General features: G+C 62.0%; 13 protein-coding genes and 2 riboswitches. Of the genes, 5 read left to right on the forward strand and 8 right to left on the reverse strand.

Features of this window, described 5'->3' with window-relative positions; all coding sequences use genetic code 11:
* Position 1: 1 nt before the first annotated feature.
* Complete coding sequence (locus ACI3K0_RS19700) at positions 2-769, forward strand: cobalt-precorrin-6A reductase (protein ID WP_404946029.1); 768 nt, start codon at positions 2-4, stop codon at positions 767-769.
* On the opposite strand, the gene ACI3K0_RS19705 is transcribed toward ACI3K0_RS19700, so the two are convergent.
* The 7 genes from ACI3K0_RS19705 to ACI3K0_RS19735 are packed head-to-tail and all read right to left on the reverse strand — an operon-like array spanning position 733 to position 9,266.
* On the reverse strand, positions 733-1,497 hold the full coding sequence (locus tag ACI3K0_RS19705) for a precorrin-3B C(17)-methyltransferase (protein WP_404946030.1): 765 nt from the start codon (positions 1,495-1,497) through the stop codon (positions 733-735). The genes ACI3K0_RS19700 and ACI3K0_RS19705 overlap by 37 nt on opposite strands.
* On the reverse strand, positions 1,494-2,249 hold the full coding sequence (locus ACI3K0_RS19710) for a precorrin-2 C(20)-methyltransferase (RefSeq protein WP_404946031.1): 756 nt from the start codon (positions 2,247-2,249) through the stop codon (positions 1,494-1,496). Before ACI3K0_RS19710 ends, ACI3K0_RS19705 begins: the two co-directional genes overlap by 4 nt.
* Positions 2,246-2,875, reverse strand: a complete 630-nt coding sequence (locus tag ACI3K0_RS19715) for a precorrin-8X methylmutase (protein ID WP_404946032.1) — start codon at positions 2,873-2,875, stop codon at positions 2,246-2,248. Before ACI3K0_RS19715 ends, ACI3K0_RS19710 begins: the two co-directional genes overlap by 4 nt.
* Positions 2,872-4,263 carry a precorrin-3B synthase gene (gene cobG / locus ACI3K0_RS19720; protein ID WP_404946033.1) on the reverse strand — a complete coding sequence of 464 codons (1,392 nt, stop codon included), beginning with the start codon at positions 4,261-4,263 and terminating at the stop codon, positions 2,872-2,874. The genes ACI3K0_RS19715 and cobG overlap by 4 nt, the downstream gene beginning before the upstream one ends.
* Positions 4,260-7,769, reverse strand: coding sequence for a cobaltochelatase subunit CobN (gene cobN / locus ACI3K0_RS19725; protein ID WP_404946034.1), 3,510 nt, complete (start codon positions 7,767-7,769; stop codon positions 4,260-4,262). The genes cobG and cobN overlap by 4 nt, the downstream gene beginning before the upstream one ends.
* 22 nt (positions 7,770-7,791) lie before the next feature.
* On the reverse strand, positions 7,792-8,841 hold the full coding sequence (gene cobW / locus ACI3K0_RS19730) for a cobalamin biosynthesis protein CobW (RefSeq protein ID WP_183829454.1): 1,050 nt from the start codon (positions 8,839-8,841) through the stop codon (positions 7,792-7,794).
* A complete protein-coding gene (locus tag ACI3K0_RS19735) occupies positions 8,838-9,266 on the reverse strand; it encodes a DUF1636 domain-containing protein (RefSeq protein WP_183829451.1) in 429 nt (142 codons plus the stop codon). Before ACI3K0_RS19735 ends, cobW begins: the two co-directional genes overlap by 4 nt.
* Positions 9,267-9,369: 103 nt before the next feature.
* Positions 9,370-9,597: riboswitch (cobalamin riboswitch) on the reverse strand.
* A gap of 59 nt (positions 9,598-9,656) precedes the next feature.
* Positions 9,657-9,886, forward strand: a riboswitch (cobalamin riboswitch).
* Between the two features lie 37 nt (positions 9,887-9,923).
* Between ACI3K0_RS19735 and ACI3K0_RS19740 the strand changes: the two genes are divergently transcribed.
* The 4 genes from ACI3K0_RS19740 to ACI3K0_RS19755 are packed head-to-tail and all read left to right on the forward strand — an operon-like array spanning position 9,924 to position 12,959.
* Entirely contained in the window at positions 9,924-10,100 is a 177-nt protein-coding gene (locus tag ACI3K0_RS19740) for a CbtB-domain containing protein (protein ID WP_183829446.1), read from the forward strand.
* A 13-nt stretch (positions 10,101-10,113) separates the two neighbouring features.
* On the forward strand, positions 10,114-10,887 hold the full coding sequence (locus ACI3K0_RS19745; RefSeq protein ID WP_404946035.1) for a CbtA family protein: 774 nt from the start codon (positions 10,114-10,116) through the stop codon (positions 10,885-10,887).
* Complete coding sequence (cobO, locus tag ACI3K0_RS19750) at positions 10,884-11,498, forward strand: cob(I)yrinic acid a,c-diamide adenosyltransferase (protein WP_183829440.1); 615 nt, start codon at positions 10,884-10,886, stop codon at positions 11,496-11,498. Before ACI3K0_RS19745 ends, cobO begins: the two co-directional genes overlap by 4 nt.
* Before the next feature lie 3 nt (positions 11,499-11,501).
* On the forward strand, positions 11,502-12,959 hold the full coding sequence (locus ACI3K0_RS19755; RefSeq protein WP_404946036.1) for a cobyric acid synthase: 1,458 nt from the start codon (positions 11,502-11,504) through the stop codon (positions 12,957-12,959).
* On the opposite strand, the gene cbiB is transcribed toward ACI3K0_RS19755, so the two are convergent.
* A complete protein-coding gene (gene cbiB / locus ACI3K0_RS19760; RefSeq protein WP_404946037.1) occupies positions 12,943-13,908 on the reverse strand; it encodes an adenosylcobinamide-phosphate synthase CbiB in 966 nt (321 codons plus the stop codon). The genes ACI3K0_RS19755 and cbiB overlap by 17 nt on opposite strands.
* Positions 13,909-13,911: the final 3 nt, after the last annotated feature.

Below are 13,911 nucleotides of genomic sequence, written 5' to 3' on the forward strand. Positions count from 1 at the left end.
TTTGACCTACTCCATCCTCATTCTGGGAGGTACGGCGGAAGCCAAGGCGCTCGCCGCCCAGCTTTCGACGAGCCCCGATTACGATATTTTGCTCTCGCTTGCCGGCCGCACCAAGGCCCCGGCCGAACAGCCCGTGCCGGTTCGTATCGGCGGCTTCGGCGGTGCCGGAGGGCTTGCCGCATTTCTTCGCGAAAAGAACGTGGACCTGCTGATCGACGCGACGCATCCGTTTGCGGCAAACATTTCCCGCAACGCTGCCGAGGCGGCGGCGCTGGCGGGTGTCGATATTCTCGCTTTGCGCCGTCCGGCATGGTCGCGACAGAAGGGCGATCACTGGCAGGAGGTCACCGATATTGCGGCCGCCGTCCAAGCCCTCGACATTGCTCCGCGCCGGGTTTTCTTGACGCTCGGCCGGCAGGAACTGCTGCCTTTCGAAGTGATGCCGCAGCATTCCTATCTGGTGCGCAGCGTCGATCCGGTCGATCCGCCGCTGAAGCTGCCGCACGTGTCCTACATCACTGCGCGCGGTCCGTTCTCCGAATGGGACGAGACCCTGCTGCTTGAACAGCATGCAATCGATCTTATCGTCTCGAAGAATAGCGGCGGTGCCTCCAGCGTCGGCAAGATCAGCGCTGCCCGACGGCTCGGCATCGAGGTCGTGCTGATCGAACGCCCCCGTCTGGCGGATGTGCCATCGGCCAGAAGCGTCGAAGAGCTTGCCGGCATGGTGCGTCACTGGAAGCTCTCCCGCAGAAAACGGGGCGAATAGACGATCGGCCTTTGACTAGTCCGCTCGATAAGCCTCGTCTCGGCCGTGCCGACGATCACGCAGGTCGCCATATCGGCCATATCGCCTTCAGCTTCTTCGAGTGGCACGATGCGGATCGCCTCGTCGGGGCGGCCTGCTGCACGGCCGAAGATCACCGGCACCGAGCCGGGCAGATGGGCGCGCAGAATGTCGAAAGCCTTGCCCAGCTGGTGCGGACGCGCCTTGCTGATCGGATTGTAGAAGGCCATGACGAAGCCCGCCGTTGCAGCCGCCACGAGACGTTTCTCGATGATTGCCCAGGGTTTCAGGTTATTCGACAGTGATATGGCGCAGAAATCATGGCCCAGCGGTGCACCGGCCTTGGCGGCAACCGCAAGCATCGCAGTAACACCCGGCACGACGAACAGCTCGATATCACGCCATTCGGCCGGGCCGTCGTCGATCGCTTCGCAAACTGCGGCCGCCATGGCAAACACGCCCGGATCACCGCCGGAAACAACGCAGACCTTACCGCCCTTGGCCGCCATTTCCAGCGCTGCCTTGGCGCGCGTCAGTTCTTCGCGGTTGTCCGAGGCGTGGCAGCGCTGATCTGGTCTAAGGTTCAGCCGGTCGATATACGGGAAATAGCCAAAAAAGTCGGTGGATGCCGTAACTGCTGCGAGAGCCTCCGGGGTGATCTGGTCGGGATTGCCGGGGCCGAGGCCGACAACGGTCAGCGACCCGGTCATTTCTTTTCCCCTTGCGGTCTCGTGGTCCAGCCGGGAACGAGTACGATGGAGAAATACGGCGCCGGGCTTTCGTCGCGCGTTTCCAGTCGCTCGGCCGCTCCGTTCGCCATCGTGCCGCGCTCGACATAAAGTGCGCCGGAAAGCTTTCCGACCGATGCCAGGGCGCGGCGGATTTTCGGCAAGTTACGGCCAACCTTCATAATCACGGCGCCATCCGTAACTGCGAGCCGCTCCGCGAGCTTTTCTTCCGGCAGCGTGCCGGGCAGCACGCTTAAAATGTCGTCGCCCTGCACCAGCGGCAGGCCGGTCATCGACCAGCAGCCGGACATGGCGGTAACGCCTGCGATCACGTCCGCCTGATAAAGATCCTTCAGCCGCAGATGCAGGTGCATGTAGGAACCGTAGAAAAGCGGATCGCCCTCGCTCAGCACGGCAACATTCTTGCCGGCATCGAGATAGGAGGCGATCTCTTCGGCCGAGCGATCGAAGAAATCGTTGATCGGGTTCTTATAGTCGTCTTCGTCCTTGTGGGTCTCGATCGTCACCGGATAGACCAGTGGCAATTCGATCGTGCCGGGGCGGATATGCGCCTCGACAATGGTGCGGCCATTGCCGGTCGAGCCCTTCTTGCAGAAGAAGGCGACGACATCGGCTTCGTTGATGGCGCGAACCGCTTTCAGCGTCATCAGTTCCGGATCGCCCGGACCCGTGCCGACGCCGGTGAGTTTGCCCTTGATGATGGCGGCGTTCACAGTCCTGACCTCGCAAGCGCGTTAACTGCGGCGGCGGTCATAGCCGAGCCGCCCATGCGGCCGCGCACCACGGCATAAGGAATGTCGTGGGTTGATTCCATCAGCGCTTCCTTGCTTTCCATCGCGCCGACAAAACCGACCGGCATGCCGATGATCGCGGCCGGGCGCGGTGCACCGGCATCCAGCATTTCCAGCAATCGGAACAGTGCCGTCGGCGCATTGCCGATGGCAACGACTGCGCCTTCCAGCTCGTCCCACAGGTCGAGAGCAGCTGCCGAGCGGGTATTTCCGATAGTTTTTGCCAGTTCTACGGTGCGGCTGTCGCGCAGGGTGCAGATCACCTGGTTCTCCGCCGGCAGTCTTGCGCGGGTCACGCCATGCGCCACCATTTCGGCGTCGCAATAGATCGGCTTTCCAGCTCGAAGGGCAGCGCGTGCCGCCTCGACGAAATCGCTCGAGAATCGAAAATGCTCTGCCGCCTCGACCAGCCCGCAGGCATGGATCATGCGCACGGCGATATCGGCCTGTTCCTCGGTGAAGGCGGAAAGATCGGCTTCCGCGCGAATGATCGCGAATGACTTTTCGTAGATCGCATCGCCTTCGCGGATATAGTCGTAACTTGTCATGGTCGTCCTGTGGCTGCCGCTTCCAGCCGGTCTGAACCGATCCGGGCAAGGCACGCGGCTGAGTTTTCGCTTGGTCGTCTTTCCGATCTGACGAGATCGGCAAGGCGGCGAAGCGTGGCGTTGGTATCGGCAAAGCTCGAGAAAGCAAAGGGTTGGTCTGCAGCTTTTCCCTGCGCAATCAGAGAAACGCGATCAGCGGTGCCGCAAAGGGTAAGCGCTGCCGGTTGCGGATGGGCGCAGCCTTTCGGGCAACCGGTGACATGCAGCTTGAACGACCCGTCGAGCAGACCGGCGCATTCGGCGGCCGCTGCTGCGGCAATCTCGTGAGTGGCGATCGTCGCCGAATTGCAGGCGGGGCTGCCCGAGCAGGCGGCGATATGGCCACGCGGATCGGTGGCAGAGATGATGAACCCGTTGCTGTCGGCGAAGTCCCGCAATTCCCGGCAGGCGATCTCGGTGCCAAAGAAGAGAAGGGAGTGATCAAGCGCTGGTTTGAGAGATTTTATTCCCAGGCGGACGGCTTCGTTACAAAGCGCGATCAGATGTTCCGCCTTTGCCTGTCCAAAGGCGGGGCCGATGCCGATGGCGTGGAGGTGATTTGAAAGGCTGAACAAGTCAAAAGGAGATGCAGCCACTTTTCCAGCCGTCATGCTCGGGCTTGTCCCGAGCATCTGCGACGGATCAACTGTCGCGACGCTGGCAGATCCTCGGGACAAGCCCGAGGATGACGGCGGAGTGTGGGGTGCTGCCTCGTTCACGGCCAAGCGATGAGCCAGATCTCGTCCGCGAGCCTTGTTTCCCAGGCTTGCCAGCCGCTTCAACAGGTCGATGACCGTGTCGACAACAAGTGTTTCACGTAAAACATTGAAAACGTGAGTGGATTGTTCGGTGCCGCCTAAAAGCAACTTCCAGTCGTGTTTTCCGACCGCGATAAGACGGATATCGGCAAGCAGGTCCGAGAGCCGCAGAAGTCCTCCACCATCGACCACAACGGCCATTTTGGGTGCCAGTCCGGTAATGCCGCGCGAGGCGTCACGTATGGCCTCTGCCAGCGGTCGGGGATCGGCAATTTCGCTGTCATCCATACCGGCAAGCGGTGGAACTTCGACGGTAAGACCTTCGCGAAGCGGCAGGTTCATCGCGCGCGCATCGGCATCCAGACGCGGCGCGGACATCTCGCTCAAGCCACGGACCTGAAGATTGCCGCGGGCGGAAATGTCGACCATGCCGTTGCCATGCCTCAGCGCCAGCAGGCAAATATCCGCCAGTTGTTCGGGCGAAATCGCTTCGATCAGCGAGATACGCGCCAACAGGCCGTCGCCGGTCATCATCGGGGCCGAAAGGGCAGGGCAGGCACCGCGTTGCAGAGTGAGCGGGAGCGTCGTCATGCGACCTCTCCCGTCAGCATCTCAAGCTCGGCATCGACCGCATTTCGGCGCGGATGCCATAGCCCGCGGTTCAGCGCCGAGCGGAAACGCTCGCCCATATAGCGCGCACCTTCCGGGTTCTGCGTCAGCAGAAATTCTCGCACGATCTCATCACCCAGATAGGCGTCATAAGTGGCTTCGATCAGGGATTGCGGAATGGCGTGGGTCGTTTCGGCAAAGCCGATCAGTCGGTCGACCGTTTCCACCAGTTCTGCCGCGCCGCGTGGGCCGTGGCGCATCTGGCCGGCGATGAAGCGCGGATTGATGGCCCGCGCACGGACAACCCGTGTGACGGCTTCGGAAATCGAGCGTGCTTTCGGTTTTGCGGGATCGGTCGTATCGAGCGCAATTACGTCCGCCTTGCCGCCAAGCGCTGCCACCGCTGCGGAAAAACCGCCGATAAAGGCAACGTCGGCCGAACCGTCCAGAAGATCGCGGCCTGGATCGTCGCCGGTATGGACGAGTAGGTCGGCATTGCCGATCCGTCCGGCAAATTCGCCGGGCACATGACTCGCCATACCGTCGGCACCGCCGAAAGCATGGCTGGTGGCGTCGAGATAGATGCGCCCCAGCTCTTCCCGCTCGCCCCACGATCCATCGGCAAGTTTTTCCTCGATGCCGGAGCCGTAGGTGCCGGGCGCCGAGCCGAAAATGCGCGGCGGAACCGCGCCTGTTTTCTGGGCTTCTTCGGCCAGCGGGTTGTCTCCCGGTGCTTCTTCGCGCGCGGCAATCGCCCGCATGGCGGCATTGAGCAGGGCGATCAGCGCCGGGAACATGTCACGGAACAGGCCGGAAATCCGGAGCGTCACGTCCACGCGCGGACGGCCAAGCTGCGCCGGAGGCAATACCTCGATGCCGGTCACGCGGCCGGTCACTATATCCTGAACCGGCCTTGCGCCCATCAACGCCAGAACCTGCGCCACTTCCTCGCCGCCGCTTCTAAGCGAAGCACTGCCCCAGAGATCGAAAACGAGGTTTTTCGGCCAGTCGCCATGGTCCTGAAGATAACGCCGCAGGATTTCGTCGGCGGCGCGTTTGCCCAGTTCGAATGCGGTCGGGGTCGGCAGGGTGCGCGGGTCGCTGGCAAAAAGATTGCGCCCGGTCGGCATCACATCCCGGCGGCCGCGGGCCGGCGCACCGGAAGGGCCGGGGCGGATATGCCTGCCATCCAGCGCATCCAGCAGAGCCTGCTTTTCCGTCCCGGCACTGGCAATCCGCAGCGGATCATCGTCGCCCTTGGCCACTTCGCCGAAAATATGCTGGCCGTCCTTGATCGCAAAGTCCTTGAGATCGCAAAGAAAGGCATCGATCCGGCCAAGCGCGGTATCCGGGTCGTCGTCGCGGGAAACTCCGGCATCGGTGGCAATCGTCGTGTCGCGAGCCGCATCGACGATCAGTTTTGCCAGCCGGTCACGGCGGCGGCGGTCGAGGCCATCGGCCTGGGCATATTCGTCGACCAGCAGTTCAAGCTTCTTCTCATCGTCCGAAAGACCGGCGCCGGTCAGAACCGGGGGCAGGTGGCCGATGGTGACAGCGGAAATCCGCCTTTTGGCAACGGCTGCCTCGCCGGGATTGGAGACGATAAAGGGATAGATCACCGGCAGGCCGCCAGTCACCAGTTCCGGAAAACAATCTTTCGATAGCGCCACCGTCTTGCCAGGGAGCCATTCGAGCGTGCCATGTGCGCCGACATGCACGATCGCATGAGCGCCAAGGGCGTGGCGCATCCATTGGCCGAAGGCGATCAGCGCATTGCGGGGTGGGAGGTCAGGGCTGTGATAATCGGCCCGGCGATCGGCGTTGCGGCCGCGATCCGGCGCCAGCGCCACGGTGACATTGCCAAACTGTGTGGCGCGGAAGCGGTATGCGCCATTTTCCAGATCCGCGTCGTCTTTCGCATCGCCCCATGCTTCGCTGGCACTTGGTGCTGCGACGTAGTCGCGAAGCGGCAAGGAGCCAGTTTTCCGATTAAGACGATCAAGGAGGTCGCGGGGCGTGTCGGGAATATCGGCAACCGAATAGCCGGCTAGCGAGAGTTCGCGCAGCATGGCAAGCACGCTTTGCGGCACATCCAGCCCGACGGCGTAACCGGTGCGGCCCGGCGCGCTCGGATAATCCGGCATCAGGATGACGACTTTTCGCTCAGAGCGAATCGTCATCTTCATCCGCAGGAAGGCTGCGATCCGCTCGGTCACCTGGTCGACGCGATCCGGCTCGGGGCCGTTGACGAGTTCCGCTGATCCACTGCCCTGCTTGAAGGAGATCACACCGGCCAGAATGCGGCCATCGAGTTCCGGCAGGACGACATGCATAGCAAGGTCGGCGGGATTCAAGCCGCGCCTGCCCTCGATCCAGCCTTCGCGGCGGGTGGTCGCGACAACGATCTGGAAGACCGGAATGCCCGACCTATCGAAAATCGTCTCGTTCCTGTCGTCCGTGCCGCTGGCAAAGGCGGTGGTCGTCAGGATCGCCGCGGGCTGAAGCTCGGTTATCGCCTGTTCGATAAAGGTTATCGCCTCGGCATCCTTCAGGCCGCTGACAAAGAGCGGCACGGGGGCGAAGCCGCGCGCGGCGAGCGCTTCAAAGAGTGCATCGATCGGTGCAGCGTCATTGGCGAGCAGCATGGACCGGTAGAACAGGATCGGCAGGCGCGGCGCATCCGGTGAAAATCCGGCCATAAGGTCTCGTCGGTCAACGATCCCTTTCCCAGGGCGATAAAAACCGGCCTTCGGCATCGCAATTGCAGGCGGAATCTCATTCGCCCCGCCGCTTGCCAATGCTCCCAGTCGCTGGACCAGAAGCCGCATATTGTCCGGTCCGCCCTCACGAAAACAGGCCAGGATTTCTGCAAGGTTTGCCTCGGAAACCGTCGAGGCGGCGGCTAGCCGCTCGTCGCGCATGCTGCATTCGCCGGGCAGCATGGCGAGCGCGATCTTTCGGCGTTTCGCCAGCCGCGACAATTCCTCGACGCCATATGGCCAGCGGTCGTAACCGCCGAGAATGCGCACGAGGATGACCTTTGCATGGGCCGCCGTCTTTTCCAGCCACAGATCGGCGGACATCGGGTGGCGCAGGTCGGAGAGGTTGGTGAGGGCGAGCGACGGGCTGTTGGTGTTGCCCGAGGCTTTACCCCCCTCTGCCCTGCCGGGCATCTCCCCCACAGGGGGGGAGATCGACTCGCGGCGAGGTTCCGCCCTATTCAATTGTTGAGGATTTAGCGGTGTTGCTACATCTTGCTGATCTCCCCCCTTCTGGGGGAGATGGCTGGCAGGCCAGAGGAGGGTATCAAGGCCACGAGCCTCGGCCGTATTCCACGCGCCACGGTCAACTGCCTCCCAAGCCGCCGCAATGCCGTTCAGATCGCTGCCGGAAAAGGACAGCACCACCACATCGGCCGGTGACTGGTTGAGGTCTACCGGTTCGATAAGGTCGTCGAGCGACGACGATGTGGTGGCGAGTATGTGCATCCTTTTCCTCGGCCGGTGGCTCTTATGCCGCCAGCATTTTTTCGATCGCGGCGCGGTCGATGCCTTTTTCGCCGATCACGACGAGGCGGCTCTGGCGGTTTTCGCCAGGTGCCCAGGCGCGGTCGAAATAGTGGTTCACGCGCGATCCTACCGCCTGAACCTGCAGGCGCATCGGCTTGTTCGCGACGTCGACAAAGCCCTTTATGCGCAGCACGTTTTCCGCTTCCGCGGTCGCCGAAATACGGGCAGCCAGCGCTTCGGGGTCGGTTACCGAGGCCAGATCGATAACGAAACTGTCGAAATCGTCGTGGTCGTGGTCGAGTTCGTCGTCATGATGGGTCTTGCGGTTCTCGATATCGTCCTCGACGGCAAGGCCAAGGCCGATCAGAACGCTGGGATCAACCGCACCATTTGCAGCCGGTACGATTCTCACGGCACGCGGCAGATGCGCCTGAACTCGGCCTTTGGCGGCTGCAAGCGAAGCCTGATCGAGAAGGTCGGTCTTGGTCAGCACGATCATGTCGGCACAGGCGACCTGGTCCTCGAACACTTCTTCGACCGGATCGTCATGATCGATCGAGCTATCGGTCTGGCGCTGGGCTTCGAGCGCATCGTGGTCATCGGCAACACGGCCTTCGGCCAGTGCTACACCATCAACGACCGCAATCACGGCATCTACTGTCACACGCGCCTTCACGGCCGGCCACTGAAACGCCTGTACGAGCGGCTTCGGCAGGGCAAGACCGGAAGTCTCGATCAGGATATGGTCAACGCGCGGCTCGCGGGCGAGAATCTGGTCGATCGCCGGCACGAAATCGTCTGCCACCGTGCAGCAGATGCAGCCATTGGCCAGTTCGATGATGTTGTCGTCCGGGCAGCTCTCGATGCCGCAGCCTTTCAGCACCTCGCCATCGATGCCGACATCGCCGAATTCGTTGACGATGATCGCCAGCCGCTTGCCGTCCAGCTTTTCGATCAGGTTGCGGATCAGCGTGGTCTTGCCGGCGCCGAGAAAGCCGGTAACGACGGTGCAGGGAACCTTATCGAACTTAGGGGCGAAGTTTTCGCTCATGAAGGCATGTCCTCGTGGTGATGAAAGGGTGGGATACGGGCCGTCATGCCTTTTCCACGAAGGCACATCGGGCGGCCGCGAAGGGGCAGGAAACCGCGCTCGTCTTCGGCCAGCATCATCGCGCCGGTGACGATGTCGTCGGCATCTTCGGTGGAGAGGTGGCCAAAGACATAGGACCAGCCGGAACGGTGGTTGAAGGCCGCACTCGGGCTCTTATCGCAATTGGCAAGGCAGGTGACCGGCTTGACGGTAAGCGGCTTGCCCTTAGCTGCCAGTTTCAGCGCTTCGATCAGGTCGATACCGGGGCGGGCCTCGCTGTCCGTCGCCTCGCGGCAATTGGTGCAGACGAAGATCGTCACGTCGACGTTGCCGGCATTGCCGCCGACGGTCGTTCCGGTTTCGTCTTTTCGCGCATCATCTGTCATCAGGCCGCACTACCGCCGGGTTACTCAAGTCGGGGTGCGGAACAGGAAAGCCAAGCCATCCTGCAGCGATGATTGAAGCCTTTGCCGGAGCACCCCGCCCGGAAAAGCACGATTTTCAAACGGCAGGTCTCCTGGCTCGCGGGTCGTCACCATCCGCCTGCCTTCCCAGAAGGGTCCATGGCCGGACCTCTCCAGTGGCGTCTCTGGCGTGATGGCTCGCCGCACACAGTTGCGGGGGCAGCCGCGGCATTGGACCGTTTTATCGGTCCGCACCGCATTCTCTCTTAGCCCCTGCCGTTGCCGGCAAGGGACCGTCGTGGCGCTCAAGTAAGCGTTCCGCGGTCAAACTGTCAATGTCGCAAAGGCGATTGCCGATAGAACCGAATTGACTATAGTGGATCTGTCTTTGGTGCCCGGAAGGGTTACTCAAGGGAATGCGGTGCGACGATCTTTCGTCAAACCCGCGGCTGCCCCCGCAACTGTAAGCGGAAAGCCTTTGCCCAAAACGGCCATCCGGTCGTCAAGCCACTGGAGCAATCCCTTTACGGATTGAACTGGGAAGGCGGGTGAAGGCGCCCGATCCGCGAGCCAGGAGACCTGCCAGAGACATTCGGCAATGGTAACAGCCCTCGGGTGGAGGGCAGAAAGACGAAGTCCATGGTTACGAATTCTGCTGCAGCCGCAGCCAGCGTTTCCGCATCAAAAATCATTCCTCTTAGCATGTCGGCCCTTCTTGGCCTGTTCATGGTCGGTTTCGTCGGCTTCTCGCATCTGGAAGTCGTACATAACGCCGCTCACGATACGCGCCATTCGCTGGCCTTCCCCTGCCACTAAGAGGAATTTCAAAATGTCGTTGTTTCGTAACATCGTCCTCGCGGCGGTGGTCGCCGGGTTATTGTCCGGCCTGCTGATGACCGTGATGCAGAGTTTTTCCACCGTGCCGCTGATCCTGCAGGCGGAAACTTTTGAAAATGCCGGCGGCGAAGAGGCCGGACACAGCCATTCGCATGACGCAGCGCCTGCCATCGGTGCGGCCCAACCAGCTGCCGCAGATCACCATCATGACGAAGAAGCCTGGGCGCCTGCCGATGGTTTCGAGCGTTTCATCTATACCGCTTCGGCCGATGTGCTCGCCGCCATCGGTTTTGCGCTCGTCGCGATCGCACTTGCCGAAGCGCTCGGCGGCTTTGGCGGCTGGCGAGGTGGTTTGATGTTCGGCATTGCCGGCTTCCTCACCGTCAGCCTTGCGCCGGGTCTCGGCCTGCCACCGGAACTTCCGGGCATGCCTGCCGCCGAACTCGGTCCGCGTCAGCTCTGGTGGGTCTCGACCGCTATCTGCACCGCTGCCGGCCTCGGTCTTCTTGCCTATACCCGTTCCGCCTTGCTGTCGGCTCTGGCGATCGTACTTCTGGTTGCTCCGCATCTGGCAGGTGCGCCGCTCCCGCCAAGCCATGAAACTGCTGTGCCGATCGAACTGCACGCCCGTTTCGTCAATGCCGTTTATGCCACCAATCTGATTTTCTGGGCGGTTCTCGGTGTTGCCGCTGCTGTGCTAAGGCAGACGTTTCGTAGCGGAGAACATGTGTCTCTCAAAACCGAAAGGGAGCTTGCAGCGCGTTGAAAAATATCGATGAAACCGCCGAGGAGCGTCATCGCGCCAAGATGGCGAACCGCAAGGCGGTTCAGGATGCCGAAGTCGCCGAGAAGACCCTGGAAAAGGGTCTTCTCATCGTCCATACCGGTCCCGGCAAGGGCAAGTCGACGGCGGCCTTCGGGCTTGCGCTACGCATGCTCGGCAACAACCGTCGTGTCGGTATCGTGCAGTTCATCAAGGGCGCATGGTCGACCGGCGAACAGCCGGCGCTTGCCGTGTTCGGCGATCGCGTCGTCTGGCATACGATGGGCGAGGGGTTCACCTGGGAAACCCAGGACCTCAAACGCGATATCGCGGCCGCGAACAAGGCCTGGGAGAAGGCACTCGAGCTGATGGCGGACGAGACGATCGGGCTGGTCATCCTCGATGAACTCAATATCGCACTTCGCTACGACTATCTTGATCTGGAAAAGGTCGTCGCCGCCTTCCAGGCCAGACGCCCTGACCTGCATGTTGTCGTCACCGGCCGCAACGCGAAACCGGCCTTGATAGAGGCGGCCGATCTGGTGACAGAGATGTCTCTGGTCAAGCATCACTTCAAGGCGGGTGTCAAAGCCCAGGCCGGCATCGAGTTCTAGATCATGGTCGCTCGCTCGCTGATGTTCCAGGGAACGGGCTCCGACGTGGGCAAATCGCTGGTCGTGGCCGGCCTTGCCCGCGCCTTTACGCTGCGTGGCCTGAGCGTCGCGCCGTTCAAGCCGCAGAACATGTCGAACAATGCGGCCGTCACCGCCGATGGCGGCGAGATCGGCCGGGCGCAGGCGCTGCAGGCGCGCGCGGCCGGCATGCCGCTCAGCGTGCATATGAACCCGGTGCTTCTGAAACCGCAGAGCGAGATCGGCTCCCAGGTCGTGGTGCAGGGGTGCGTCGAAGGCAATGCCAAGGCATCCGAATATCAGCATCTGAAGCCCCGACTGCTTTCGCGCGTGCTCGAAAGCTTCGAGATCCTGCGCGCCAAGGCTGATCTGGTTCTGGTCGAGGGTGCGGGCAGCGCTTCGGAAATCAACCTGCGCCAGAACGATATCGCCAATATGGGTTTTGCCCGCGCGGCCGATGTGCCGGTCGTGCTGATCGGCGATATCGATCGCGGCGGCGTCATCGCCAGTATTGCCGGCACCAAGCTGGTCATCGATGCCGATGATGCGGCGATGATCCGCGGTTTCATCGTCAACCGGTTTCGCGGTGATCCGGCGCTGTTTGCCGAAGGCATGAATCTGATTACCCGGTTCACCGGCTGGCAGTCGATCGGGCTTCTGCCGCATTTTGCCGATGCGGCGCTTTTGCCGGCAGAAGATGCGCTGGGTCTTTCCCAGTCCTTTGCCCGCAAGCCGGGCGCGAAAATCCGCATCGCGGTGCCGATCCTGCCGCATATTTCCAATTTCGACGATCTCGATCCGCTGGAAGCCGAGCCGGATGTGGAACTGATCCGCGTCCGTCGCGGCGAAGCCATTCCCGGTGATTGCGATCTCGTGCTGCTGGTCGGCTCCAAGGCTACGATTTCGGATCTTGCGGCGTTGCGCCAAGCCGGATTCGATGTGGATATCGCTGCCCATCATCGCCGCGGCGGGCGGGTACTCGGTCTCTGCGGTGGCTACCAGATGCTTGGACGCAGCGTGTCAGACCCGGAAGGCACAGAAGGTCCGCCCGGCTCCGTCGATGGACTCGGTCTGCTCAATGTCGAAACCGTTCTTTCCGGCGCCAAGCGGCTTGAAGCAGTTTCGGGTTCTAGTTTCGATGGTATTTCCTTTGCCGGCTACGAAATGCATATCGGCCGCACAGCCGGCGCGGATTGTGCCCGCCCGTTCTCGACGATCGGTGGTCAAGCGGAAGGGGCATCCTCCGCGGATGGCCGGGTCGTCGGCACTTACGTCCACGGGTTGTTTTCCGACGACAGGCAGCGGTCAGCCTGGCTCACCCGTCTTGGCGGTTCGTCTTCAGGCCTCGATTACGAGGCGAATGTCGATGCCATTCTCGATCGTCTCGCCGCTCATATGGAACGGCATCTCGATCTCAGCGGGTTGCTCAGACTTGCCACATGAGGACCGCCAGGACGCCGAAAAGGCCGATCAGCAGCATGTCGGCGATGCGGGCGATCTTCAGCGCGTCGTAGATATCCTCATAGACCAGTTCGCTGCGGCCGCCTTCGCCCATATAACTCGCCTCGATCATCTCGCCGCCATAACTGCGGGGTCCAGCAAGTGCTATGCCGAGCGCTCCCGCCATCGCGGCTTCAGGCCAACCGGCATTCGGCGAACGATGATTTTTGGCATCCCGGCGGATCGCCCTGATGGCATTGCTTGGCGAGGCATCGCGAACAAAAAGCGCGGCAACCACGAAAAGCGCTGCCGTGAGGCGCGAGGCAGGCAGGTTGACGAGGTCGTCGAAACGGGCGGCCGCCCAGCCGAAAGCTTCGTGGCGCGGCGAGCGGTGGCCGATCATGCTGTCGGCGGTATTGGCTGCCTTGTATGCCGCACCGGCAGGCAGGCCGCCGATCCCCATCCAGAAGGCCGGCGCGACCACGCCGTCGGAAAAATTCTCGGCGAGGCTTTCGATCGCCGCCCGGCAAACTGCCGCTTCGTCCAATTGTTCGACATCGCGGCCGACAATTCTGGAGACGGCCGCCCGTCCCGCCGGCAAGCCATGGTGCTTAAGCGAGGAAGCGACATCGCGCACATGCCGCTCGAGGCTCTTCTGGGCCGGGAGGCTCGCAGCGACAAGAATGAGCAGGATCGGACCCAACGGGATAACAAGCAGCACATCCTGCAGGACCGCAGAGACAAGAATGACAATCGCCATCAGAACGGCGAGTGCCCGGATCCCCATGCGTTTTCGCGTGGCGAAGTCATCCGCCTCGCGGTTCCATCGGGTGTCGAGTTGCGATATCAGCCGGCCGATCCACGTGACGGGATGGCCGATCAGCCTGAACAGCCAATCCGGGTAGCCGGTAAAGCGCTCCACGATCAGCGCGAGGAATGCGAGAAGGAACATTGC

Origin of the sequence: Rhizobium sp. ZW T2_16 (genome assembly GCF_044987325.1) — a bacterium.
Taxonomy (GTDB): Bacteria; Pseudomonadota; Alphaproteobacteria; order Rhizobiales; family Rhizobiaceae; genus Neorhizobium; species Neorhizobium cellulosilyticum.

What these genes read in the sequence shown, in the direction of transcription:
- ACI3K0_RS19705 (WP_404946030.1), bottom strand. Translation starts at nt 1,497, where the DNA reads ATGACCGGGTCGCTGACCGTTGTCGGCCTCGGCCCCGGCAATCCCGAC.
- ACI3K0_RS19715 (WP_404946032.1), bottom strand. Translation starts at nt 2,875, where the DNA reads ATGACAAGTTACGACTATATCCGCGAAGGCGATGCGATCTACGAAAAG.
- cobG (WP_404946033.1), bottom strand. Translation starts at nt 4,263, where the DNA reads ATGACGACGCTCCCGCTCACTCTGCAACGCGGTGCCTGCCCTGCCCTT.
- cobN (WP_404946034.1), bottom strand. Translation starts at nt 7,769, where the DNA reads ATGCACATACTCGCCACCACATCGTCGTCGCTCGACGACCTTATCGAA.
- cobW (WP_183829454.1), bottom strand. Translation starts at nt 8,841, where the DNA reads ATGAGCGAAAACTTCGCCCCTAAGTTCGATAAGGTTCCCTGCACCGTC.
- ACI3K0_RS19735 (WP_183829451.1), bottom strand. Translation starts at nt 9,266, where the DNA reads ATGACAGATGATGCGCGAAAAGACGAAACCGGAACGACCGTCGGCGGC.
- ACI3K0_RS19740 (WP_183829446.1), top strand. Translation starts at nt 9,924, where the DNA reads ATGGTTACGAATTCTGCTGCAGCCGCAGCCAGCGTTTCCGCATCAAAA.
- ACI3K0_RS19745 (WP_404946035.1), top strand. Translation starts at nt 10,114, where the DNA reads ATGTCGTTGTTTCGTAACATCGTCCTCGCGGCGGTGGTCGCCGGGTTA.
- ACI3K0_RS19755 (WP_404946036.1), top strand. Translation starts at nt 11,502, where the DNA reads ATGGTCGCTCGCTCGCTGATGTTCCAGGGAACGGGCTCCGACGTGGGC.
- cbiB (WP_404946037.1), bottom strand. Translation starts at nt 13,908, where the DNA reads ATGTTCCTTCTCGCATTCCTCGCGCTGATCGTGGAGCGCTTTACCGGC.